This window comes from Mesorhizobium sp. USDA 4413 (assembly GCF_056280365.1).
In genome coordinates this window covers 5,822,589-5,846,320 of record NZ_JBVPRP010000001.1, presented here as the reverse complement: position 1 = coordinate 5,846,320, position 23,732 = coordinate 5,822,589, and the positions used below count along the sequence as shown (strand labels likewise).

Below are 23,732 nucleotides of genomic sequence, written 5' to 3'. Positions count from 1 at the left end.
ATGGAACCTCGCCCATCTTGCGAAGTTAAGGCGCGGGAGCGTTGTCATGTCCGCAAACACCGGCCTTCTGGTGGGCTGCGCATTTTGGTTTCTTGCCAAGGGCAGCTGCTGGGCCGCAGCTGAGGAACTCGGGCATCAACGGACGGAGGTCGTCAAACCTCCAATCGCGTCGGTGAGTTTGGCTGCGCCGCAATTCTCGAACGTAGCCGCACCTCAAGACCCGCCGGGCGGTGGGCTTTCGCTGTTCCTGCGCAACGGTTGCGGCGCATGCCACACCATAAGAGGCACCGATGCCCATGGAACGATAGGCCCCGACCTTTCCCACCTCGGGTCGCGAACAGCGATCGGTGCAGGCATTCTGCCCAATACGGAGGAAGCGATTGCGCGATTCATCGCTCGGCCTGATCTGCTCAAGCCTGGCGTGAAAATGCCGGCATTCGATATGCTGCCGCAAATCGAAATCCGGATGCTCGCGCGATATTTGAAAGCCTTGCAGTGATGCGCGGTTCTCGTGCTGATCCAGGGGCAAAGCCGTCCAGTGCTGCGGCGGAAGAAGATGACGTCGTTCGCGTGGCAAACCAGCCGATGATGATCCGCCTGAAGCATGTCGTGTTCGGCGCTGTCGGTTTGCCTGTCGTCATATTGCTTGGGGCATGGATCGGCTTCTTCAACGTCGGTGCCAGCAGTGGTCATTGGAAGGTGACCGCCTGGTTCCTCCAACTCGCCATGCGTTCGGCCGTGCGCACTTATGCATTGGCCGTGGACGCCCCGAAAACGCTCGACAGCAGGGGCCTTCGGGCGGCAGCCGGCCATTTTGCCCGGGGTTGCGCGATTTGCCACGGCGAACCAGGTGAGCCCCGCTCACCGGCGGTGATGCGGATGCTTCCGCAGCCGCCGGACCTTGTGCTCACGGTCGGAGACTGGACCGACGCTCAGCTGTTTAGGATCGTCAAACATGGAATACGTTTCACGGGCATGCCCGCCTGGCCGGCCCGCGACCGGGATGACGAGGTCTGGGCCATGGTTGCCTTCCTGCGTAAGCTTCCGAAACTCGATGCAAATGGATTTCGGGAACTTGCCTTAGACGGATCGCAACCTACCGCCCCGGCGGCACTCGCCGACTGCACGCGCTGTCACGGCGGCAACGGCGAGGGCAGGGGTGGTCTCGTACCCGCTCTCGCCGGGCAGAAGGAAGCCTATCTGCTCGCCAGTCTCCAAGCCTATGCCAGAGGCGATCGCACGAGCGGCTTCATGGCTCTGCCGGTGACCGGCGTTGACCCCTCCGACCTGGCTGCGCTTGCCCGGCATTTTGCTGCGCTGCCGCCGTCACCGGTGGACCCTGATCGAGCTTCGGCGGAGGTGATCGGCAGGGGACGGCAAATCGCGGAAGCCGGAATTCCGGAGCGGAACGTACCTGCCTGTTCCGGCTGCCACATCGGCTCCGACAAGAATCCGCTCTATCCGCGCCTTGACGGCCAGCACGCCGCTTACCTCGAACGGCAACTGAAGCTGTTCCGGTCCGAGACCCGCGGCGGTACGCGATTTTGGCGTATCATGGCGACCGCGGCGCAACGCCTCACGGACGACGATATAACGGCCGTATCGGCCTTTTTCTCAAAGCGTTCCGAAGCTCCTCAATGACCGGGATGCGCGGCTCGTGGAATCCAAAGCAAAAAGGGCCGATGCTGCACGGACAGGTCGGGATCAGCTCCAAGGAACTTTATCCCTTGCTGCCAGTTCCGAATGCGCACAGACGGCCGCGTAAGGCGGACAGCCGGCTGAAGCGTCCTCCTCCGGGTGAACCACGCTGCATGGATTTCTGGCAGGCTCACGAGATGCAGAATTTCGGGGCGGGCGATCACTCCCGGCATCCGCCGACGTTATGGCGCATAGATGCCGCAAAACAGAAGAACGCCACCGACCAGGCAGAAGGCGAGGAATGCCCCGATGTAAAATCCGGGCTCACGGAAAATCCTCATGTCGCGTCTGAGACTCACGGCTCGGCTTCCTCGGCCTCGGATCGACCCAACAACACGGAACGGAACTGGAGAGTTCCGAATGTCCCGCTTTCTCCGTTTCCGAAAGTCTCCGAAGGGGGAGCGGCGGCGTTACCCGGTCTCGTCGGTGCTGCAGCCTGCATTCTCGTCTCGGGCTGCACCGACACGCAGTCGGTCCTCGATCCGCATGGCAGCCAGGCCGACGCTCTGGCCGTTCTGTTCTGGACCTTCACGGCAGTACTCGGCGTCGTCTGGCTCGTCACCATGACGGGGCTGCTGCTCGCGCTTGTGCACAGGCGCGGCAGTCGCGGCGAGCCTGCCGAGGCCCATCCAGCCGTCAAACCAGCAATGAAGGCTGCCTTTGCTGCTATGTTGGGGTCGAGCACCATCATTCTCTCAGGCTTGACCGTGCTCAGCTTCGGCGGACAAAAGGCGGTTTTCAGGAGCGGGGCAGGCGCGGCGCTGACGATCTCCGTTATAGGGCACCAGTGGTGGTGGCAGGTCCGGTATGAAGGAAACGACGGCTTCGAGACGGCAAACGAGATTCGCATTCCGGTCGGCAGCCCGGTCGACATCAAGCTCGCCACAGCCGATGTCATCCACTCTTTCTGGATACCGAGCCTCGCCGGCAAGCTCGATCTCATTCCCGGCAAAAGCAACGAGCTCCGTATTGAAGCCGACAAGCCAGGCACATATCGCGGCCAGTGTGCCGAATTCTGCGGCCAGCAGCATGCGCATATGGCGATCTTCGTGGTGGCAATGGAGCCGAACCAATTCGAACGCTGGCGCGCCAATCAAGCCGCACCGGCAAAGCCGATGGCGCATCTTCCAAGACAAAGCGTTCTTGCTTCCGCGAGATCGTCTCAATCCGCCGCTCTTTCGGAGAGTTCGCAATGAGCCCGGCGGCCCAAGAACGTCACGAGACCCGTGACACCGATCTGGGTGACGAGGAACTGCGCGCGAGGCTGAGCAAGACCTGGGGCACGGCGCGCGGTCTGATCGGCGTTCTCTCGACGGTCGATCACAAGATCATTGGCATCCGGTATGCCGTGACTGCCTTCGCCTTCCTGTTGGCCGGCGGCATCATGGCGATCATCATGCGGCTGCAGCTCGCGCGGCCGGACAGCCACCTCGTCGACGCCGAGCTCTACAACCAGCTTTTCACCATGCACGGCACAACGATGATGTTCCTGTTCGGCGTGCCGGTTGGCGAGGCGTTCGCCGTCTATCTGGTGCCGCTCATGGTCGGCACCCGCAACATCGCCTTCCCGCGCCTCAACGCCTTCTCCTACTACGTCTACCTGTTCGGCGGCCTGATGTTGTGGGGTGGCTTCGCATTGAGCATTCGCCCGGATGTCGGCTGGTTCTCCTACGTCCCGCTCGCAAGCCTGGATTTCACTCCAGGCAAGGGGCCCGATTATTGGGCGCAGATGATCACTTTTACCGAAGTCGCCGCGCTCGCGGTGTCGGTGGAGATCGTCGTCACGGTCCTGAAGCAGCGCGCGCCGGGCATGACGCTTGACCGCATTCCGCTCTTCGTATGGACCATGCTTGTCCATTCCTTCATCATCATTTTCGCTATGCCGGCGGTCATGCTCGCCTCGTCGATGCTGATCATGGACCGGCTGGTAGGCACGCAGTTTTTCAATGCCGATGCGGGCGGGGATCCGCTGCTTTGGCAGCACCTTTTCTGGTTCTTTGGCCACCCCGAAGTATACATCATCTTCCTGCCTGGAACCGCCTTCGTGTCGGCGATCGTGGCAACATTCTCCAGGCGGCCGGTCTTCGGCTATTTGCCGATGGTGCTGTCGCTGATCGCAATCGGCTTTCTGTCCTTCGGTTTGTGGGTTCACCACATGTTCGTGACCGGCCTGCCCGAGGTGGGCGCCGCCTTCTTCACCGCCTCCAGCATGGCGATCGCAATTCCGAACGGCGTCCAGATATTCTGCTGGATCGCGACGCTCTGGGATGGCAAGCCGGTGCTCAAGACGCCGCTGATCTTCGTGCTCGGTTTCTTCTTCATCTTTGTCGCCGGCGGCCTCTCGGGCGTGATGCTGGCATCGGTCCCGATCGATACGCAAGTGCACGACACCTATTTCGTCGTCGCCCATTTCCACTACGTGCTTATCGGCGGCACTCTCTTTCCGCTTGTCGCGGCGGTCTACTACTGGTTCCCGAAGGTGACGGGTCGGCTGATGGATGAGCGGGTCGGCAAATGGCAGTTCGCGCTCGCCTTCATCGGCTTCAACACCGCCTTCTTTCCGATGCATCTGCTTGGCCTGCACGGCATGCCGCGCAGGGTTTACACCTATCCCGCGGAGATGGGTTGGGGCGGGCTTAACCTGCTCGCCAGCGCCGGTGCGCTGCTGTTCTTTGCAAGCTTTCTGCTCATGCTCTGGAATATGGTCGTCAGCGCCCGCTCGGGTTCCTTTGCCGGCGACAATCCCTGGGATGCCGAAACGCTGGAATGGGCGACCAGCTCGCCGCCCCAGCCCCAGAATTTCGACCGCATTCCCTACATCACATGCCGCTCGCCGCTCTGGGATCAGGGCGGCGATAAGGCGGTGGTCGGCGGTCTCAAGGTTGATGAGCGCGAACTGGTCGTGACCAGCATCACCGAGGCTCGGCCTGACATTCGCGAGGAATCTCCGGCGCCGTCGATCTGGCCCTTTCTGGCGGCGCTCGCTACCGCCGTCGCCTTCATCGGTTCGATCTACACACCGTGGGCGATTACCTGGGGCTCGCCTGTCGTCGCCATTGTGCTGGTCGCCTGGTTCTGGCCGAAAACCACCGAGGAAAACGTTTAGATGGCCCGCAGCGTCATCGATGTCTCCGATTTGCCGACCTATGCCTTCGGCTCGCGTGTCACTCCCTGGTGGGGGACCTTCTCATTTTGTCTGCTGGAGGGAACTGGCTTTGCCCTTGGCATTGGGGGTTACCTTTACCTGGCCGTCACCAACACGCATTGGCCGAAGGACGCGGTTCCCTTGAGTTTGGTCTGGTCCGCGCTCTTCACGCTCGTCCTTGTTGTCAGCGCGCTGCCGAACTTCTTGATAAGGCGAGCGGCTATGCGGGAGAGCCTGCGGTCGGTCCGTGTGCTGTTGCTGGTCATGAGCGTGATCGGCTTTGTGCTTATCGGACTGCGCGTCATGGAGTTCTCCGCCTTGCCGGTACTCTGGAGCGACAACGCGTACGGCTCTTTTGTCTGGCTTCTGCTCGGCCTGCATGGCGTGCACGTGCTGACGGACGTCGCCGACACACTCGTCCTGGCCGTGCTGATGTTCACCAGGCACGGAACGGGCAAACGCTTCAGCGACGCCGAGGACAATGCTTTCTACTGGTATTTTGTCGTGCTGTCGTGGCTGCCGCTCTACGCGGTGCTCTACTGGCTGCCGAGGCTCTGATGCGGGTCGTTCTACGCATCGGCAAGGTGCAATTGCTCGGAGCGCTTGCTTCGGCAGCATGCTTGGCGCGCTGATGCCCCCCATCCGTGACCGCCCTCGTGCGATAGGACTTTGTCATCCGGAAGCGTTCAGGCAGGGCGGGATTCGCGTTTCGACAGAGACATCGACCAAGTGTGGCCGGGCTATCCGGCCCCTCAAATCCTGCCCATTAGAACCAGGATCACCAGGATGATAAGTATGACGCCGACGAGGCCTGAAGGGCCGTAGCCCCAGCCCGCCGAATACGGCCAAGCCGGCATCGCGCCGATCAGCACCAAGATAAGAATGATAATGAGAATTGTACCGAGACCCATATCGGCTCTCCTTCCTGGTTTGCGCAATACCGGCCCGGCAGTCGCGAAAAATGGAACAGTGCCGAGGCCTCAGTCCAGCTTGCGCAGCATGTCAGCTTCCTGTTCGAGGATGCTGGCGACTTCCTCGCGCTGGAGATGCGTCATCATCAGACTGACGCAGCATTCGAGATACGTGATGGAGGCTCGTCGCAGGAAGGCGGCGGTTTCCGCGGCCGCCATCTGGTCGATGTCCTTGGCTGATCGCTTCGACTGCACGGTTATGTTCTCCTAACTGGTTGTCAGGTCCAACCAGAACCTTGGTCGGATGTTCCGCTCGAGCGAAAAGAACGTTCGCCGGATCCGCATCGTTGGAGCTGAGAGGTCCAGATCTGCCCGTCCCCGACTTGGCAGATTCGACCGGCGGCACCGTCGCCGTGTCGTCAAGATCGGCGAAGTAAACGATAGTCTGCAGCAGGCCCTGCCTGAGCGGCACCTTGGGCGACCAGCCGAGAAGCGTTTTCGCACGCGCTATGTCGGGGCGTCGCCGGCGAGGATCGTCTTGCGGCAGAGGCAGGAATTTCATGGGCGACCTGGTGCCGGTCAGTTCCCTCACCAGGTCGGCCAATTCGAGGATGGTGAATTCTCCGGGATTGCCAAGATTGACCGGCTGGCGTGGATTGGGCTCGATGTTCATGAGCCGCAGCAGGCCATCTACCAGATCGGTGACGTAGCAGAAGGATCGCGTTTGTCGGCCGTCGCCGAATATCGTCAACGGCCGCTTTTCAAGTGCCTGCATAACCAGATTCGAGACGATGCGGCCATCGGCAGGGTCCATTCTCGGGCCGTAAGTGTTGAAGATACGGGCGACACGCACATCGGCCATCTCGGCCCGCAGATAATCGAAGCAAAGCGTCTCTGCGGCGCGCTTGCCTTCGTCATAGCAGGCGCGCGGGCCGGTGCAGTTCACATGGCCAAGGTAATCCTCGCGCTGCGGATGCTGTTCGGGATCGCCATAGATTTCGCTTGTCGAGGCCTGCAAGAACCGCGCGCCGTCGCGCACCGCAAGCTCAAGCAGGTTGAGCGTTCCGATCACGCAGGTGCGGGTCGTGTGAACCGGATCGGCTTGGTACCGGGGCGGGGACGCCGCGCATGCCAGGTTAAAGATATGGTCGACCGGCTCACCGAGCTCGAGCGGAGTGCAGATATCCTGCTCGATCAGCCGAAACCGCGATTGGCCGATAAGGGGGGTGATGTTTTCCATACGCCCGGTAAGAAAGTTGTCGACACAGATCACGCGATGGCCATCGCCAAACAGGGCCTCGCATAGGTGCGAACCGAGGAAACCGGCACCGCCGGCGACAAGCACCGTCCGTGTCTGTTGAACCGTTCTTGAACGCCGCATCTCTACGTTCTCCTGTATGCCTGTCATGCTGCACTTTCGACGTCCAGATCGAGCAAGGGACGTGTCTGTGGCTGCACGAGCACTGACGTGAACTCACGTGCCCGAGCATCTCCGGTGTGGCCGTCGAGGACCAGCGAACAAGCCTGCCTGGCCATATTGAGCCTGGCGCGGTCCGACTGTTTCAGAAGGATTTCCGTCACATCTTCCGCGCTCGCGGCCGTCTGGATTGCCGAGGCCGGAAAGAAACTTTCCAGGCCGGGCCAGCGGTCGCTGATGATCGGCGTTCTGCACGCCGCGGCTTCGAAGAGCCGCACGCTGGGCGACCATCCGGCTGAGATCATCGAGGTGCGTGTCAGGTTCAGCGTGTAGCGCTGCCTGCTGTAGAAGGCTGCATGATCGCCGGGTGGCAGGTGCTCGATTCGCTCGACGTTGGAAGGCCAGGCGATCTCGGACGGGTATTGCGAACCGGCAACCGCGAACCGTCGCTGCGGCAGCCTGCGGGCTGGCTCGATCAGCAGCGCTTCCAGCATTGGCTGCCGGTCCGCGCTGTAGGTACCGAGATAGCCCAGATCCCATTCGATCTTGCTTCCGATCCGATGGTGCCGCTCGGGGTCGACCGAGCAGTAGAGCGGCTCCGCCCGGCGCGCGCCGAATTCAAGCTTCAGGCGTTCGAGGGTCGGTCCCCCCGTGAAGGAGAAATAGACGTCGAAATAGGGGATCTGCCGACGCGCGAGGTAGTCGCAGTTGTCTTCGGCGACCCTTGCCAGCGTCACCGGAGTGTCGATGTCGTAGAAGCAGAATTGCCCGGTGCACAAGGACGCGAGATCGTCGATGATCGCTTTGCCTTCAGGTACGAACGAACCGATGACTACGACATCGGCAAGTCGAAGATCTCGCTGATGGTTGCGGCGGAGTTCCTCGACCGTGTCGTAATAGCGCAAATCGCAGAAATCGGGATCGCGCAGGTCGCGATGATGCGCATACCAGGGCACGTCGCGCTCCAGGAATGTGACGCGATGGCCGAGCTTGTTGAGCGCTCGCAGCAGCCCGCGGAAGGTTGTCGCATGGCCGTTGCCCCAGGAAGAGGACAACGACAGACCGAGGAAAACGATGTCGAGCGGCTTCGTCATTCCGCAGCCTCCACGGTCCGGCGCTCGAAATGAGCCTTGAAGATGGCGTCAACCAGCTCGGCCCTCAATGTGTAGGTGTGTTCGGCAAGAACGCGCCGAAGCGCCGCCGCGCCGATTCCCATCGCGCGCTCCGGCGTAAGCGTGCGCATGATTTCGACAACGTCGGCGCCGTCCCGCGCCACCAGGATTTCCTCGCCCGGCGTCAGGAACAACTCGATGCCGGCCCAGGCGTCCGTTATCAGGCATGCGCCCGCGCCGGCCGCCTCAAACACCCGCGTTGCTGGCGAAAATCCGTTGCTGGCCATGCTGTCGCGGCTGATATTCAGCACCGCCTTCGGCGTGACGTTGAACGCATTGTGATCTCGCGTGCCGACATGACCGAGCCAGGAAACATTCGCAGGCAACGGCTTGTCGCCCCACCCCGATCCTCCGAGCAGGAATTTCTGGTCCTCCAGGGCGCTGGCGGGATCGAGGAAAAAGGCCTCCACGCGCGCTTCGCGGTCCGGCAGGCGATTGCCGAGAAAAGCGAGATCGCAGGCGAAGCGGGGTTCTCGGGCGACGGGGAAATGTGTCTCTGGGTCGAGTGCGTTGTAGATCGGCACGCATTCGGCCGCGCCAAGCGCCCGGTAATCCCATACGACGGGATCGCCGCCGCCATAGGTCAGCACGAGGCCGATTCTCTGCAGGGCCTCATGGAGAGGATGATCGGAGTCGTTCCGCAGTTCATTAAGAGTTGCCGGGGCGTCAACGTCCCAGAACACCGTCAGCGCGTCGCTGCGGGAGTGGTCGAGCACGGCGCGCAACAGGGCCTCGTCTTCGAAGCCGACGCCGCTCGCCTTGACGACGATATCGGCCTGCGCGGCGCGGGACGCGACCTGCATCAGCGCATTCGGCGTCGCCTCGTAGACGACGACGTCGCACCAGTCGGGAACGTCAATATCGCGATGGTTCTGACGATCGAAGGCATCCGGCTCATAAAAGACGATGTCATAGCCATGCCGGGAAAGCGCCTTCAGCAGGCCCCGATAATAGGTGGCGGCGCCGTTCCAGTAGGATGATAACAGGCTGGATCCGTAAAAGGCGATTTTCATGCGGCAGCCTCCTTTGCTGTCGTGCTGTCGACCGCAGCGCGATTGCCGCATGCGGCGAGTATGTCGAACAGTTCGTCCACGCGGTGCCGGCAGGTGTGCCGGGCGAGAATGGTTTCCAGTCCGGCCACCGCCAACGCCTTTGCAAGTTCGGCGTCATGCAGCACATCGCGCAGGTGCCGACGCATTTCGGCGCCGTCGCGGGCAAACAGGAAATCTTTGCCGGGGCGGAACAGCCCTTCTACGTCAGACCAGGGTGCCGAGATCAGGGGAATGCCGCAGGCCAACGCCTCGAACATGCGGATCGTCGGAATGCCGGGCAGGTGTTCGCGGTAAGGCCGGCGCGGAATGTGCACCGTCACACGATGCTGCGCGAAGGTCTTCGGGACATCGGAATTGGCGATCCAGCCTTCGTGCCGTAACCCGGCGTCTGCAAGCGCGGCAAGCGCCTCCGCTGGATAGCGCACCCCGTGGACGGTGCCCGACAGGCCAAGCCCGCGGGCCGGCTCTATCAGGAACTGATCGATTTCGGCGCTGCGTTCGTCATCGCCCCAGTTGCCGATCCAGACCAGATCCGATTGAGGCTCGACATCGAGCTGCGGCCTAAACAAACGGTCGTCGGCTGCTTCGTGCCAGGTGAAAGCCCGTTTGCCCCAGCCGGCGCGAAGATAGCTCTCCCGCAACGCCTCGCCGAACAACAAGACGCCGTCATAATGCTCAAGGTTCAGTGCCGAGATCCACTGCGTGGCCGATACGGCGCGATGATGCGTATCGTGGAACAGCAGCGTGAAATTGCCGCCGTTGAGCTTGGCCCGGCCGATACGGGCGACAAGATCTGGATCGGTCCATTCATGGACGATCACCACATCCGCGTTCGCGATCCAGGCCTCATGATCGAAGGACGCGTCGTAAGTCACCGGTATCAGCTCGGGAAAATCCTTTCGGAAGCGTTCGATCGCGAAGGGGCCTTTCTCGGCCAGCAGGTTCGATCGGCTCCATCCGTCCGCGGGCTCGAGCGCGAATGCGTGATGTCCGCTCGCGATAAGTTCCCGCATGACGCCGCGCTGGAAATGCGCATTGCCATGGTTCCAGTCGGAAACGACGGAGTGGGTATAGAACACGAACCGCATGGTCAGTCCCCCGCGACGGCCATCGCCGCCCGATCGTAGATTTCGCGCATCGCCGCTGCCTGAGCCTGCAGCGAAAGTTGACGCGCGCGCCGAGCGGCGCGCCGGCCGAATTGGCGCCGCAGGTCCGCATCGCGGGCGAGGTGGGAAATGCATTGGGCAAGTGCGTAAGGATCGTGCATGTCGAAGAACATGGCCACGCCGTCCCAGATCTCGCGATAGGTCGCAATGTCGGCGAGCACCAAGGGCGCACCCGAGAGCGCAGCCTCCAAAGCGGCAAGTCCGAAAGGCTCGTAGATAGAGGGCGAAACGAAAATGCTGGCCCGCGCCATCAGCCGCCGCGCCTCGGCGTGGCCGACCGGGCCAAGCGTGACGCAATGATCGAGGCAAATCCTCTGTCCATCCCCACTGTCGAGCGGGCCGGCGGCGTAAATCGGCCATTCGGTGATCGCGGCGGCGGCATCGAGCACCTTGGCGTTCTTGCCTTCGTCCCACCAGCGGGCGGCGGCGAAAGCGAACGATTCGCGGCGCGAATCCGCTGGGCCAGGCAGGGCGCCGTTGTGGATGACGCTCAGGCGCGAGATCGCTCCATAGCAGGACTCAAGCATGGCGGCGTGGCTGCGGCTGGGTGCGACGACTACCCCGGCACGGTCGAATCCAGCCCTGTTGCGATCCTTCTGCCACGCCCAGTCGCCCGCCACGTCTTGGCCGCGCACAGCACGCAACCACGTCACGACGCACGAATGCGAGACCACTACGAGGGGGCAGGGTAGATCGACCCTGGCCGCCTGAGCCGGTGCGTTGAGATGAACAAGATCCGCAGCGAAGGCTGTTGCGATGGTCCGCAATTCTCCGGGAAACCGATCGAGAGCGCTCTCGTCGTGCGTCATCCAGTCCGGCGGGGTTTCAAGCCATGCGAGCGAGGCGAACGATTGCGCTTCCCGGACCTGTTCCGCTGAAGGCCGCGGTCCCAGCCCGGCCAGCAGGACAGTGTCACCGCCGGTAACAAGCTCGCGTGCCAGATCGAGCGAATAGCGCCAAACTCCGCCGACGGCGTCGGTGGTCATCAGGATACGCCTTGGGCGATGGATCAGCGATTGCAGCATGAGTACTCCAACTCGGCCAGCGCGCGCGGACGCTGGTCCTGGATGTCGCTGAATGTCCGAAACGAGGCGAGGTAATGCTCATGCGCGCGCTCCCACGCGAGATCGTCGGGCTCGCCCCATAGCTCGCGGTAACTGGGCGAGCTCGGGTAGGGATAGAGCGGCACCGGTTCGTTGGCCCAGACGCCGTTGTCGATGAGATGCTTGCGCCAATAATCGACCAACGCCGGGTCGTCCTCGACCACGCCGATCAGATTGGCTTGGACGAAGGGAACGTGACGCCGGGCATCAACCAGCAGCGCGGCCAGTTCCTCCGTGCCCAGCCGGCAGCGCTTGGCCAGCATCTCGCGGCCTTCGACGGTCAGGCTTTCGAGGCCTGCTTCGATCGAAACACAGCCGGCCTCGCCCAGCAACTCGAGCAACTCCGGTTTCCAAAGGTCGATGCGGGTCTGGACACCGAATTGGAGGTCGCGGCCGATCAACGCCTCGAGCAGCGCCTTCTGCGGCAGGAAAATCTCGTCGATGAAATAAACGTAGCCGACGCCTTGCGCGATCAGGCCGTCAATCTCGGCAATGATGGCGTCATGGTTCCTGCGCCGGTATGTATCGCGAAAATCGATTTTAGCGCAGAAGCTGCAATTGTATGGGCAGCCTCGGGACGCCTCTACTTCCGCGCCGAAGCCCTTCTGGTTTGCATCGAACCGATGATGATGATGTGCATGGGCGGCAATCCAGTCTGACGGCCAATGAAGCGCCGGGTGGTCTACGAAGCGGCTGACTGCGACGCCTCCGTTGCTGGCCGGCGCGTCGCCGTCCAACCATGCCGTGTGGGGGACGGCGCTCCAGTCATCGCACCCGGCAAGCTCGGCCACCACTTCCTCGCATTCGCCTCGCACGACGATGTCGACGCCAAGCTTGCGCAGGGTGGGGGCAGGAGTTGCCGAGCCATGCGGCCCGACGGCCACGGTGCGGCCACCGCGTCCGGCGAGATGCTTGAGGAACTCTGCCGGCACCCGCAACTCCGGGGGCGCGCAGCGCCAGAACAGGTAAGTAGGCGCCGAGGTCACCACGGTCATGTTCGCCCCGAACGCGGCCACTCGCTCGGCGAGCGCGGCGTTGTCGAGATCCTGCAGCTGTCCATCCAGCATCAGCACCTCGTGGCGGTTGGCTTCCAGCAGCGCTTTGCAGTAGCCAAGCTCCAGCGGCAGATGCGGCTGCCGGCATCCGAAATAGATGCTGTGCTCGTATGTCCAGCGCGGGTTGACCAGTGCGACTTTCATGCGACATACCTCGCGACTTCGGGGCGGGGCTGTACACGGTGCCGGCGCAGCCATTCGGCGAGGTCGCAAATACCCTCGCGCCATGGGACGCGCGCCCGCCAGCCCAGCGCGGCCTCTAGCTTGCGGGTATCGGCGACGAAGAAGGGCTGATCACCGGTCCGTTGGAGGTCGTGGCGGAGTGTGATGTCGCGACCTGTCATGGCGGCGATCTCCGACAATAGCGCGCGCAGGCTGACGGCGTTGTGCGGTCCACCGCCGAGGTTGAAGGCTTGGCCTTTGAGGTCTTCGATCCTCGCGAGCACGCCGCGATAGGCGGCAACGGCGTCCGATACGTGCAGGATGTCGCGCACCTGCTTGCCGTCGCCGTAGATCGTGATCGGCCGGCCGTCCAGCGTGCTGAGCAGGAAATGCGCAACCCAGCCCTGGTCCTCGGTGCCGAACTGGCGGGGGCCGTAGATGCAGCTCATGCGCAGCACCGCCGTCGGCAGGCCGTAGGACTTGGCGTAGTCGAGGACATACTGGTCCGCAGCGCCCTTGGAACAGCCATAGGGCGTGCAGAAATCGAGGCCGATCGTCTCGTCCACGCCATTGGCGCGGATGGCTTCGTCGCAGGGAATGTAACGATCGGCGGCCTCGCGTACCGCGATCTGGGGCAAGCTGCCATAGACTTTGTTGGTGCTGGCGAAGACTACCGGCGCGTTCACCCGTCGCGCCGCTTCGAGCACGTTGAACGTGCCTTTGAGATTGATGTCGAGGTCTTGTGCAGGATCGACCAGGCTCGTGGTCACGGCGGTCTGGGCCGCCAGGTGGAAGATCGCCTTGGCCGGCGCCAGGGCTGAGGCCAGGCCGCTCCCGTCGCGGATATCAACGGTTTCCACGGTGAGCCGGCTGCCGTGCTTTTGCGCCAGCCATTCGAGGTTCTGTTCGACGCCGGGACGGCTGAAATTGTCGATGACCAGCACCGGCTCGCCGTCCGACAGCAGGCTGTCAGCCAGATTGGAGCCTATGAAGCCGCTGCCGCCGACAATCGCCACAGGCGGGTTGCGAAGGTTCCGATGCCGTTGGCTCATGACACCAGCCCTCGCTCTTCAAGCTCGCGCTTCATATCGGCGCCGCGGTCGATGGCGACGCTGTTGCGAACCCACGCCGCGAATTCGCCAAGCGAGTCCTCCAGCCGGCGGCTCGGCTCGAAGCCGAGCAGCTCGCGCGCCTTGCCGATGTCGGCGAAGCAGTTGCGGATGTCGCCGGAGCGCGCCTTGCCGAGGATTTCGGGCGGCCGCTTCGGCACGCCCATCGCCTCGGCGAGCAGGCGGGCGACGTCGCTGATCGCGTAGGACCGCCCGCTGCCGATGTTGATGGCGTGGCCGGCTGCCTGGCGTTGCTCCAATGCCAGACGGAAGGCGCGGGCAACGTCTTGCACATGGACGAAGTCGCGCTTTTGCTTGCCGTCCTCGAAGACCATCGGCCGCTTCCCGTTGGCAAGGCGCGAGGCGAAGTTGGCGAGCACGCCGGTGTAGGGATTGGCGAGCGCCTGTCCGGCGCCGAAGACGTTGAACAGGCGCAATGCCACCGCATCCGCATCATAAGCCTGACCGAAGATCAGCACCGCACGCTCCTGCGCATATTTGGTCAACGCATAGATCGAGGCGAGGTCAGGCCGCTTCTCCTCGTCCGTCGGAATCGGCGACAGGCTTTCGCCCGCGGCCGACAACAGGTTCCACTGGCCGTTCCTGATATCGCTTGGCTTGCGGCGGGCATCGTCGATGCGCCGCCCGTCCGGTGTCTCATAGAGGCCTTCGCCGTAGATGCTCATCGAGGACGCGACGACGATCCGTTCGACCGGTTTCTTGATCAACGCCTCGAGCAGGGTCGCGGTGCCGAGATCGTTGGTGCCGACGTAGCGAGCGATCTCGTACATGGATTGGCCGACGCCGACCTCGGCAGCGAGATGGATGACGGCGTCGATACCCGAAACGGCTTCGGCCATTGCTCCTGCGTCGCGCACATCACCTTTTATCAACTCGACGCCAGCTGGGATGCTGATGGCCTCGCTGCCATGTACCTGATCCAGAAGCACGTCCAGGATACGCACTTCATAGTTATGTTCGATGAGCTCCTGGGCGACATGCCGGCCGATGAAACCGCAGCCCCCCGTAACCAGTACACGTTTCACGAGAACTCCTTGCGGATTTGGCGTTGGGCTCCCGAACTGCGGGCCAAAAGGTTTGTTCCCTGCTTCAACAAAGTTCCTCCCGCAATGCGCGTGACAATCCGCTGTCGGACTGCCGATCGGTTGGAACATTGCCCTTTGCGCGCTGTTAGGGCCGCGTCGGTCCCGCTGCGAGAAAGGAAAAGCCATGTCCGAGGCGAAGACGACCACCAATCACGACGAAATCCGTAAATGGGTGGAGGAAAGGGATGGCCATCCCGCCGTGGTCCGCACCAAAGGCAAGGGTGGCATCCTGCGCATCGATTTCGGCGAACCGGAAGAAGCGCTCGAGCCGATCGAGTGGGATGAGTTCTTCAGGATCTTCGACGAGAACGATCTGGCTTTCCTTCACCAGGACAAGGCCGAAAGCGGAGGAGAAAGCCGTTTCAACAAATTCGTCGAGCGCGGCGCAAAAAGCTGACCAGGCGCCAGCGGAGCCATGTGAGCGCGCTGGAGCGGCGGCCGGCGCCGCGCCTCAATCCAACGGCTTGTCTGTCGGCCGCGGCGTCGCACCGGCTTCGTGCCTGCGCCCGGCATTCCGATCGGCAACCCTGCTGTCGAGCTGCGAGGAATACGGCTTCTCGGCAGCGCCGGCGTTTTTCGGAGCCACCGGTTTTGCACCGGCATCGCTGTCTCTTGCGTCGCGACGGGGGCGCGGCAGGCCTTCTGCATTGGGCGTTCTGACAGCCGGCTTGGATGTACTTTTCGGTCGAGCCATGGCAAATCTCCGTGTGTGGATCGGACGACGCGGCGCCCATGCGGATTTGGCCGAGAGGCGATATGTCAGCCGTGGGGGCGCATCACCACTTTGACGCAGCCATCCTGCTTGTCGCGGAATTTCCTGTATAGATCGGGTCCGGCCTCAAGGCCGGCGCGGTGGGTGATAACGAAGGAGGGGTCGATATCGCCGCCCTGCACCTTCTGCAGGAGCGGCTCGAGATAGCGCTGGGTATGGGTCTGCCCCATGCGGAATGTGAGCCCTTTGTTCATCGCCGCGCCGAATGGGATATGGTCGACAAGGCCGATGTAGACGCCGGGCACCGAGATGGTGCCGCCCTTGCGGCAGCAATAGATCGTCTCGCGCAGCACATGCGGCCGGTCCGTGCCGAGATAGACAGTGGCCTTGACCTTATCGACCATGGAATCGAAGCTGCCGCCGGCGTTCGCCTCGGTACCGACGCAGTCGATGCAACTGTCCGGTCCACGCCCCTCGGTCATGTCCATTAGGGCGTCGTAGATATCGGAGGTGCTGAAATCGAGTGTCTCCGCCTTGCCGTGGTCGCGCGCCATGGCAAGCCGCTCCGGCACCTTGTCGATGGCGATCACCCGGCCAGCACCGAGCATCCACGCGCTCTGGATCGCGAACTGGCCGACCGGTCCGCAGCCCCATATGGCGACGGTGTCGCCCTCCTGGATGTTGGCATTTTCTGCCGCCATATAACCGGTCGGGAAGATATCGGACAGAAAAAGCACCTGCTCGTCGTCCAGTCCGTCAGGCACCTTGATCGGGCCGACATCGGCGAACGGCACACGCAGGTACTCTGCCTGACCGCCCCAGTAGCCTCCGACGAGATGCGAATAGCCGAACAGCCCGGCGGGCGACTGGCCCATCACCTTTGCCGCCTGCTCGGCATTGGGGTTGGAACGATCGCAGAGCGAAAACAAGCCCTTCTGGCAGAACCAGCATTCGCCGCACGAGATGTTGAAGGGCACGACAATACGATCGCCTTTTTTGAACTTGGTGTGGCCACGGCCGACCTCCACCACTTCGCCCATCGTTTCGTGACCCAGCACGTCGCCCGATTTCATCGTCGGCATATAGCCGTCCATGAGGTGCAGGTCCGAGCCGCAGATGGCACAGCATGTGACCTTGATGATGACGTCGCGATCGTCCTCGATCGATGGATCGGCGACCGCGTCGCACCGGATGTCGCCTTTGCCGTGCCACGTCAGTGCTTTCATCGGACTGTCCTCGACTGGGATGTTGCCGGATCGCTGGCCGAACTTGCGCCTGTCTCGAATGTTCCGCAGGCTTCGCCCGTCTCACGCGTTGTTCGCGGAGCCCGGCTCTGCCATCTTGCGATGCTGTTCGGCCAGGGTGCCGGCCGGCGTGACGTGGGCGGCGGCGGCCTGCAGCTTGTTCGCCAAACCGCTGACGACCTGTGCTTCTCCAGCCATCATTGCTTCATAGCCATCTTTGGCCACGTCGGCGGGATTGTCCTTCTCCTGCGTCCCCACTTCGGTATCCAACATGTCGGCGCGCTCGAAGAAGCGGGTCTGCGTCGCGCCGGGCATCAGCAGCGTCACGGTCACACCGCTGTCCTTCAGCTCATGGCCCAGTGCGATGGCGAAGGAATCGATGAAGGCCTTGGTGCCGTTGTAGACGGCCTGGAAAGTGCCGGGCATGAAGCCGGCGATGGAGCCTGTAAACAGGATCCGGCCCCTGCCGCGACGAACCATCTGTTGGCCGAGCCGATGCGCCAGATAGACGGTGCCGGTGATATTGGTATCGATCACGCGGCGAGCCTTGACCCAGTCCTGGTCGACGAAACCTCTGCCCAGGCCGCGCCCGGCGTTGAGCAACAGAAGGTCGATATCGCGGTCGCCAACCTGCGTGATCAATGCGTTGGCGCCTTGCTCGGTCGCGAGATCGGCTTCGACGGCTTCGACTGCGACATTGTGCGACCGCAGCGCCTCCGCGGCCGGCTCTATCGCCGGTTCGTCAGCGGCAATCACCAAGTCGTATCCGTCCTTCGCGCATAGTTTGGCGAGTTCCTTGCCAATGCCGCTGGAGGCGCCGGTCACGACCGCGAGCTTCCCGTTATTCATTTGGTTCCTCCAGCCGTTCAAGAATGGTCTGGCCGAACATGCGACGCGTGCGATTGTTCCGGGCGTTTTGTGATCTGGCGGGCCCGGCGAACATTGCAGCGGCGAAACCAGTAGTGCTCCCGAAGCACGGAACCATTTTTAGGATCCGGCCGTTCCGACGTCACGTTCGGAGCGATAGCGATGGGCACTTTCTCGGATCTGGATAAAAAGCTGACTGAAAACATTTACGACCATGGAAGCCGTTTGACCGACCGCAGCGCCGATCTGCCACGACGGGTCGTGGAGACGGTCGACCTCCTAATGCCGTTTATTCAGCCCGAGGCGCGTGAGGCGGTGAGGCTGCAAATCCTGGGTATTGTCCACGAACACATATTTGATGAGGTCGAGACCGGGTCTGACGATCCAGCGGCCGGGGACTAGTTTTCGTAAACTCGATCACGTCAGCCCGTGTAAGGCCTGCTTCCCGCGTAGTGGCAACAAATGGCGCTGGAAGGCGTTGCTCTTCCGTCGATGCATTTCGAGGAGGATCCGAGGTGGCGAACAGCACAGGCAAATCACGAGACGCAGTCGAGCAAGACCACGAGATCGAGCATTTCGCCCGCCAGAACGGGCTCGCTGTCGAGCAGGTAAAGCGGCTCATTGCTGAACATGGGGACGATCGCGCCACTTTGACCGAGGCTGCCAAGGCACTGAAGGAGTCCGGCGATCAAGATGTCGGCGGGGCTGACCAAGTGACAAGGCAGGCACGCCAGCAGGCCACGCCGATGCATCTGGGCAAGACGACCCGGCCGCACTGATCTCTTCCCGCCATTTTGTCAGGATGCGGCAGCACCGAGCCGGAGCTATATGCTAGCTGATATCGGTTGTTTTTCGCTTCTTCATTGGCGGCTTGGGTCTAGTCGCGTCAGGTGGCGGTTTTGCGGGCGAGGGCGCCTCTGTTGGCGGCGTCGCCGCCAGACGCTGTTCCCGCAGTCGAGCCGTCTTTGCTTGGCGCGTCAGTCGTTCTGCTTCAACCAACGCGCGCGCCGCAGCCGATGTGCGCTCATGTCTGCCCTTGTCTATCTTTCGCGCCGTCACCGTGCGTTGTTCCAGCAACCGTTGGAGCGCCCCCAACTTGCCCGGTGGGCCGTTGTTCCGAACGGCAGGACGCGAAAGGATCGAAATTTCTACCCTTTGCCGCCGCGCAACTCCTGGTCCTTTGCTTCGCGCAACAACCGCACGATCGCATCGACCGGAGACGGGGCAGCCGTCGGTTGGATTTTCCGTTGCCACAGATGGCGAAGGAGCTTTTTCAACGTTGACATCAAAAATCACCTCCTGGGCTGTTGAACGGAAGACGATGTTTCAGCGTTGGAACGCCACGTCCGTTGACGAGGCGCCGGCACGGAAGCTACCCGAGCAGCGCGGCAAGCAGGAACACGGCGGCCGCGAGAACCACGGCAGCCGCGACCACCAAAACAGGCCCTCTCCTTCCAGGATTAAGGCCGGACGCATTATCCGGGCGGCGCATTGCATTGGCGAAGCTCGCCTGGTTGGTGAACTTCGCTTCATGGCGTGTCGCGGGGCCAGTTGGATTGGCGCCGTCACCGGCCTCGGCATCCGTCTCCTGGGGCGCGGCCGCCGGATCGAACCCGGGCGTCTTGTCTTCGGTCATGCCCGCCTGGATTTGGCCTCGGTCTTCGGCAGATGTTCGCTTGCTCGGCGAGATCATGGATAGCTCCTTCGCAACCAAACATCTGTTCGGCCCTGCTGTTCCAACAAGGCCGTCGGAGGTGAAGAAGAATGCCGCCACGACGTGGCGCGCGTTTTCGGCATGGCACCCATCGCGGAGGACGAGCCGTATTGGACCCGGAACCTTTCCGATTGGGCCAGCTTTAATCTTCACCGATGCGAAGACGACGAGGCAGCAATGCAGGTTCTCGGAACTGAAGTACATGCCGGGCCGGAAGGCACGGTGGTCGAATTTCTCGGCGAGGGCGGCGAAAAGATTGCCGTCACAATGGCGATATCCGATCCGCGCCTGACGCTTGACAAAGCCGCCCTCGTCGGCTGCGCCAAAGAAATGATGGTCCAGTGTGCGGCTTTCGGCAATACAGACGAGCTATCCGGGCCGGACAGCTATCGCGACATCGGTGGACCTGCGGATAAGCCGCGGGGTCCGTTCACATTCGAGTATCGCGACAACAACAGCGTGCGCCAGCTCCAGGGGGTGGAGTTGGCGAGCCTGGAGGCCGTGCATGACGAGGCATTGCGTTCGGCAATCGATCTGTTGGACGACAGGACCGAAGGCGGGCAAGAGGGCTGGGCTGTCCGCGTCCGCGACGGAAGCGGCAAGATCGTGTCGTCGGTCGACTTCAATGAGGCAAGGCGCGTAAAGGCGGCGGCGGAATGAGGACCGCGCCGCACAGCCTAAGAAAGGAAAAATGATGCTCCCCTTCCTCTCGCTGGACGCGATGGCGGCTCCCAAAGGCGACGGGTTGCACCCAAAGCTTGCCTGCCTGCTCAGGTCGCGCCTCGCATTGGCTATGCCAGGCGTGGTCATGCTCCACCAGCCCCGGGAGAGCGGCCCGGTTCAGGCCGGTCCCAACCCGGTCGGCAATGTCGACGGGGCGCTGCAAGGGGAAGTGCTTCGGTTCCCCGCCCGGCAAGGTCTCAAAGCGCGACGCCGCAAGGCTTAGACGAGGGCCAGCGCCAACGAGGAACCTTCGCCTCCAGACCGCAACAAGCAGTGAACGCTAGGAGGCAGAAATGAGGTCGCCCTTGGCTCTGATCGTGGAAGACGAGTATCTGATTGCTTCGGACGTAGCGAATGGATTGATGGACGGCGGTTTCGAAGTCGCCTGCGTGGCCTCCGACCGGGCAGCCCAGACATGGCTGGCCGATCACCGGCCGGATTTGGCCATAATCGACATACAATTGCTGGACGGCCAGCGCGGCGTTGCCGCCAGCCTTCTCAAAGCACTGAGTGTGCCCTTCGTGGTGCATTCGGGCTACGACCCTGAATTTCAGGCACCCGCCTTTCACGACGCGCCATACCTGCCGAAGCCGGCGGCGATCCAGGATCTGGTCAGGCTTGCAAATCGGATGATCGAAAGTCGAGCTCGAGCCTAAGATCCAAGTCGAATTTCCGACCACGCCTCGGTCCGACACGCCGCCGCTTCCCGCGACGGCCGCCAAATGCGCGGTATTCGGTCTTCCTTCGGAACATTCGGGATGGCCGTCAGTTCAGTGCTGTGCAGGCGCCGCTGCTGGACGTCTGCCGAAGATCGGTGGGCAACACTGATCGGCCCGCGCTTTGGTCCCTCGGGCGCGGGCCCGCCGACCTCTCGCTAGAATTAACCGGTCACGGAAGGATGGATGGGAGCCTACTATGAAACACCAAACGCTCGACCAATTGCACACAGTCGCTGATATTAACCCGTTGGTGCCGCTCGCCACGCGGACTGAAAAGATTGAGAGGTGGGCAGAACTGCTCGACCGCAATCCGCTGCGCTGTCTCGCCGCGCTCACCGGCACTGAATATCTTTACCCAGGGATGCGCGAGGAAGCCCGTGCGGCAGGATCCCCGCTCACGGTTGCCTTTGAGGACCCGCTGCTCAGGGCGTCGGGCTTGCGATCCGACACCTACGGGGAAGCCAGACGTTTCTTTGAGCTGTCCGATTGGCAGTTGCATGAAATCGTCTGCAGCTGCCATGCCGGCGCAACCATGCAGGCAGGTTGGGCTGCTCAGCGCATCCGCAGGATCATCACCGGTAATCGTCTGCTTGGCTGGCTGAGAAGCCGCTTTGCGCACTGATTGAAGCGAGCTGTCGGCAGCACCTGAACTCGCTCGGCATCCGATTGCCGGGGCGGAGTTCGGCCCCGGCGGTGTTTGCGTGAATGCGAGTTCACATGAGGGATGTCCTAGAAGACGTGGCAGCACGGAAAGATCAGAGCTGGAGCGCGGCTCAATGCTGAGCGATCCAATGGTGCTGATACTGATGTACTTCGTATTGCCCGTCTGGCTGCTTGCCGGAATTGCGGATTGGCTCTGCCACCGCGCGACGCACATCGAATCGACGACCGGCGCGAAGGAATCGCTGATCCATCTGCTGATGTTCGCCGAGGTAGGCATTCCTTTGCTCGCGGCGATGTTCTTGGAGATCAATGCACTGATCATCGCCGTGATGATGATCATGTTCGTTGTCCACGAGGCCACCGCCCTATGGGATGTGCGTTACGCGACCACCGCGCGCACCGTAACTCCCATCGAACAGCATGTGCACAGCTTTCTGGAAATGATCCCGCTGATGGGCCTTGTCAGCGTGGTTTCGTTGCACTGGGGCCAGTTCCTGGCGCTGTTCGGATTTGGGCCTGAGAAGGCTCGGTTTGACCTCGCCTGGAAGGAGCAGCCACTGCCCGTGGGGTATATTGGAACGGTGATGACGGTGATTCTGCTGTTCGAGCTCTTGCCTTATGTGGAAGAGTTTTTCAGGGGTTTGCGAGCCGCGTCCGGCCGGCTGGTTCCTCCCAAGGCGCGGCGAAACAAAGCGGGCGAGACGGCAACGCGCTGAGCAAGCCTGCGGTCGCGTCGAGGCCCGTCATCAGCCGTTCTGGTTGATCGCGTGAGGCGGAGGCTGCTGGCCGGGCGGGTGCCTGGAGTCTCGAGCCGTCCAAGCCCAGACGGCGACAAGTATAAGCACGAGTACCACGGCCGCGGCCCACGTAAACCTTCGAGACATCTGAAATCCTTCCCAAGGGTTCCCGGCTACCCGGCCTGTTGTGCTCGAATGCAGCGGACCCTCATGGCGCATGTGGAAAACCTGATCGCGCTTTTCCGCAGCGCCTCCCATGACGCCTTGATGCCGTCGCCTGGCAGGCCCATCACGGCCTGGACGTTCCAGTCAATCAGGGTATCGACGACAATTTCGGCTGCATTGGCATGGCAAGGCTCCGCTGAATGCCGTCCGAACCAGCAGGTCGGCTGTTGGTTCCCTCGGTGGTGCAAGACTGCGCCCGGAGGCACCAAGGCAGGTGGGCGAAACGATAGAGGAATTTCTGATTGCTTCGAGGCAACAAGCTCGAGGGGATAGGCGCTCACAAAGTTTTCGAACCCTGAAAAAGTCTGCTCCGGCCAACGGCTTTGTGGCCGGCCGCCGACGCATGATGAGCCGCGACATCCAGGCTCGTTTGAGCCTTGTCTTGCCCGTCGATGCCCGCCGCGAAGGGTTTTTGGCGAGACCGCGGGAACGAGCGAGCCGGACAAGAATTGAGTTTTATTCGCTGGCGAGAGCGGAAGGAGATTCAGAGTCGAAAGGATTCCCCATGAGCGAGCCACTGAAAACCACAAATCACGAGGTGATCCGCGCGTGGATAGAAGCCCGCCAAGGCAGACCCGCGGTCGCGCGGACCGCGGCGAAGGGCGCGATGCTGCGAGTGGACTTCGGTGATCAGGAAGACGATCTGGAACCCATCGAATGGGAAGAGTTCTTCACCATACTGGACGACAACGAACTTGCCTTCGTGCATCAGGACATCACTGCGGAAGGCGTGCCCAGCCGTTTCAACAAATTCGTCGAACGCGGATGAGCAGGCCGCCAGACGATCAGGCGAACGCACTCGCTCGCCTGACGCTCATTGATTGCCTGGCATTTTGTTGCTGTCCTGCGGGTTCTTCTTTATGCCGGCCGCCGGAGACGTATCCTGCGGTGCGTTGCCACCCTGGTTCTGCTCGGGCGTCCGCTTCAGCGGGGCCGTTGGCCAGCCTCGCTCGACATAGATGAACGCCCCGTAGCAGGCCAGCAGGACCACGACTGTCAGTATCAGGGGCCACAGTACCCGTTTCACGCCGA

General features: G+C 62.3%; 27 protein-coding genes and 1 pseudogene. 14 read left to right on the top strand and 14 right to left on the bottom strand.

The window, feature by feature from the left end; all coding sequences use genetic code 11:
• The first annotated feature begins 46 nt into the window (after positions 1-46).
• From ACVMIM_RS28435 to ACVMIM_RS28415, 5 genes are all read left to right on the top strand, one after another.
• Positions 47-499 (top strand): c-type cytochrome, encoded by a 453-nt coding sequence (locus ACVMIM_RS28435; protein ID WP_476115969.1) that lies wholly within the window; start codon positions 47-49, stop codon positions 497-499.
• An 86-nt stretch (positions 500-585) separates the two neighbouring features.
• Positions 586-1,641: a c-type cytochrome gene (locus tag ACVMIM_RS28430; protein WP_476115967.1), complete on the top strand. Its 1,056-nt coding sequence runs from the start codon at positions 586-588 to the stop codon at positions 1,639-1,641.
• Positions 1,638-2,894: a cytochrome c oxidase subunit II gene (coxB, locus tag ACVMIM_RS28425; RefSeq protein ID WP_476115965.1), complete on the top strand. Its 1,257-nt coding sequence runs from the start codon at positions 1,638-1,640 to the stop codon at positions 2,892-2,894. The genes ACVMIM_RS28430 and coxB overlap by 4 nt, the downstream gene beginning before the upstream one ends.
• Entirely contained in the window at positions 2,891-4,804 is a 1,914-nt protein-coding gene (gene ctaD, locus ACVMIM_RS28420) for a cytochrome c oxidase subunit I (RefSeq protein ID WP_476115963.1), read from the top strand. Before coxB ends, ctaD begins: the two co-directional genes overlap by 4 nt.
• Complete coding sequence (locus tag ACVMIM_RS28415; protein ID WP_476115962.1) at positions 4,805-5,401, top strand: cytochrome c oxidase subunit 3; 597 nt, start codon at positions 4,805-4,807, stop codon at positions 5,399-5,401.
• A gap of 194 nt (positions 5,402-5,595) precedes the next feature.
• On the opposite strand, the gene ACVMIM_RS28410 is transcribed toward ACVMIM_RS28415, so the two are convergent.
• The 9 genes and pseudogenes from ACVMIM_RS28410 to ACVMIM_RS28370 form a co-directional block, all read right to left on the bottom strand.
• Entirely contained in the window at positions 5,596-5,754 is a 159-nt protein-coding gene (locus ACVMIM_RS28410) for a DUF3309 family protein (protein WP_476115960.1), read from the bottom strand.
• A 418-nt stretch (positions 5,755-6,172) separates the two neighbouring features.
• A pseudogene (locus tag ACVMIM_RS28405) lies at positions 6,173-7,135 on the bottom strand (UDP-glucuronic acid decarboxylase family protein); the annotation flags it as partial.
• A 23-nt stretch (positions 7,136-7,158) separates the two neighbouring features.
• Positions 7,159-8,265: a CgeB family protein gene (locus ACVMIM_RS28400; protein WP_041003342.1), complete on the bottom strand. Its 1,107-nt coding sequence runs from the start codon at positions 8,263-8,265 to the stop codon at positions 7,159-7,161.
• A complete protein-coding gene (locus ACVMIM_RS28395) occupies positions 8,262-9,356 on the bottom strand; it encodes a CgeB family protein (protein ID WP_041003344.1) in 1,095 nt (364 codons plus the stop codon). The genes ACVMIM_RS28400 and ACVMIM_RS28395 overlap by 4 nt, the downstream gene beginning before the upstream one ends.
• Positions 9,353-10,483, bottom strand: a complete 1,131-nt coding sequence (locus ACVMIM_RS28390; RefSeq protein WP_476115958.1) for a CgeB family protein — start codon at positions 10,481-10,483, stop codon at positions 9,353-9,355. The genes ACVMIM_RS28395 and ACVMIM_RS28390 overlap by 4 nt, the downstream gene beginning before the upstream one ends.
• A 2-nt stretch (positions 10,484-10,485) precedes the next feature.
• Positions 10,486-11,586, bottom strand: coding sequence for a glycosyltransferase family 4 protein (locus tag ACVMIM_RS28385; RefSeq protein ID WP_476115957.1), 1,101 nt, complete (start codon positions 11,584-11,586; stop codon positions 10,486-10,488).
• The gene (locus ACVMIM_RS28380; RefSeq protein WP_476117397.1) at positions 11,571-12,863 is read right to left on the bottom strand and encodes a TIGR04295 family B12-binding domain-containing radical SAM protein; all 1,293 of its coding nucleotides are present in this window, start codon (positions 12,861-12,863) and stop codon (positions 11,571-11,573) included. The genes ACVMIM_RS28385 and ACVMIM_RS28380 overlap by 16 nt, the downstream gene beginning before the upstream one ends.
• Positions 12,860-13,897: an NAD-dependent epimerase/dehydratase family protein gene (locus ACVMIM_RS28375; RefSeq protein ID WP_476115956.1), complete on the bottom strand. Its 1,038-nt coding sequence runs from the start codon at positions 13,895-13,897 to the stop codon at positions 12,860-12,862. The genes ACVMIM_RS28380 and ACVMIM_RS28375 overlap by 4 nt, the downstream gene beginning before the upstream one ends.
• Positions 13,898-13,929: 32 nt before the next feature.
• The gene (locus tag ACVMIM_RS28370) at positions 13,930-15,036 is read right to left on the bottom strand and encodes an NAD-dependent epimerase/dehydratase family protein (RefSeq protein WP_041003355.1); all 1,107 of its coding nucleotides are present in this window, start codon (positions 15,034-15,036) and stop codon (positions 13,930-13,932) included.
• Positions 15,037-15,220: 184 nt separating this feature from the next.
• Between ACVMIM_RS28370 and ACVMIM_RS28365 the strand changes: the two genes are divergently transcribed.
• Positions 15,221-15,493 (top strand): hypothetical protein, encoded by a 273-nt coding sequence (locus ACVMIM_RS28365; RefSeq protein ID WP_041003357.1) that lies wholly within the window; start codon positions 15,221-15,223, stop codon positions 15,491-15,493.
• A 362-nt stretch (positions 15,494-15,855) separates the two neighbouring features.
• Here the strand turns inward: ACVMIM_RS28365 and ACVMIM_RS28360 are convergent, their stop codons facing one another.
• Positions 15,856-17,034, bottom strand: coding sequence for a zinc-dependent alcohol dehydrogenase (locus tag ACVMIM_RS28360; protein WP_041003359.1), 1,179 nt, complete (start codon positions 17,032-17,034; stop codon positions 15,856-15,858).
• An 81-nt stretch (positions 17,035-17,115) separates the two neighbouring features.
• A complete protein-coding gene (locus ACVMIM_RS28355; RefSeq protein WP_041003361.1) occupies positions 17,116-17,901 on the bottom strand; it encodes an SDR family NAD(P)-dependent oxidoreductase in 786 nt (261 codons plus the stop codon).
• A gap of 180 nt (positions 17,902-18,081) precedes the next feature.
• Between ACVMIM_RS28355 and ACVMIM_RS28350 the strand changes: the two genes are divergently transcribed.
• A complete protein-coding gene (locus tag ACVMIM_RS28350; protein WP_476115954.1) occupies positions 18,082-18,321 on the top strand; it encodes a hypothetical protein in 240 nt (79 codons plus the stop codon).
• 113 nt (positions 18,322-18,434) lie between these two features.
• Entirely contained in the window at positions 18,435-18,698 is a 264-nt protein-coding gene (locus tag ACVMIM_RS28345; RefSeq protein ID WP_041003365.1) for a DUF3606 domain-containing protein, read from the top strand.
• A 369-nt stretch (positions 18,699-19,067) separates the two neighbouring features.
• Here the strand turns inward: ACVMIM_RS28345 and ACVMIM_RS28340 are convergent, their stop codons facing one another.
• Positions 19,068-19,205 carry a hypothetical protein gene (locus tag ACVMIM_RS28340; RefSeq protein ID WP_476115952.1) on the bottom strand — a complete coding sequence of 46 codons (138 nt, stop codon included), beginning with the start codon at positions 19,203-19,205 and terminating at the stop codon, positions 19,068-19,070.
• Positions 19,206-19,291: 86 nt separating this feature from the next.
• A complete protein-coding gene (locus tag ACVMIM_RS28335; protein ID WP_476115950.1) occupies positions 19,292-19,612 on the bottom strand; it encodes a hypothetical protein in 321 nt (106 codons plus the stop codon).
• Between the two features lie 84 nt (positions 19,613-19,696).
• On the opposite strand from ACVMIM_RS28335, the gene ACVMIM_RS28330 reads away from it, so the two are divergent.
• From ACVMIM_RS28330 to ACVMIM_RS28305, 6 genes are all read left to right on the top strand, one after another.
• Positions 19,697-20,293, top strand: coding sequence for a DUF6894 family protein (locus ACVMIM_RS28330; RefSeq protein ID WP_476115949.1), 597 nt, complete (start codon positions 19,697-19,699; stop codon positions 20,291-20,293).
• Positions 20,294-20,324: 31 nt separating this feature from the next.
• A complete protein-coding gene (locus ACVMIM_RS28325; RefSeq protein ID WP_476115948.1) occupies positions 20,325-20,579 on the top strand; it encodes a hypothetical protein in 255 nt (84 codons plus the stop codon).
• 82 nt (positions 20,580-20,661) lie between these two features.
• Positions 20,662-21,012: a response regulator gene (locus ACVMIM_RS28320; protein ID WP_476115946.1), complete on the top strand. Its 351-nt coding sequence runs from the start codon at positions 20,662-20,664 to the stop codon at positions 21,010-21,012.
• Positions 21,013-21,271: 259 nt separating this feature from the next.
• Positions 21,272-21,697 carry a hypothetical protein gene (locus tag ACVMIM_RS28315; protein ID WP_476115944.1) on the top strand — a complete coding sequence of 142 codons (426 nt, stop codon included), beginning with the start codon at positions 21,272-21,274 and terminating at the stop codon, positions 21,695-21,697.
• Between the two features lie 154 nt (positions 21,698-21,851).
• Positions 21,852-22,454 carry a hypothetical protein gene (locus ACVMIM_RS28310; protein WP_041003373.1) on the top strand — a complete coding sequence of 201 codons (603 nt, stop codon included), beginning with the start codon at positions 21,852-21,854 and terminating at the stop codon, positions 22,452-22,454.
• Positions 22,455-22,914: 460 nt separating this feature from the next.
• Positions 22,915-23,469 carry a hypothetical protein gene (locus ACVMIM_RS28305; protein ID WP_476115942.1) on the top strand — a complete coding sequence of 185 codons (555 nt, stop codon included), beginning with the start codon at positions 22,915-22,917 and terminating at the stop codon, positions 23,467-23,469.
• 45 nt (positions 23,470-23,514) lie between these two features.
• Here ACVMIM_RS28305 and ACVMIM_RS28300 read toward each other — a convergent pair whose 3' ends face one another.
• Positions 23,515-23,727, bottom strand: coding sequence for a hypothetical protein (locus ACVMIM_RS28300; protein WP_476115940.1), 213 nt, complete (start codon positions 23,725-23,727; stop codon positions 23,515-23,517).
• Positions 23,728-23,732 lie beyond the last annotated feature (5 nt).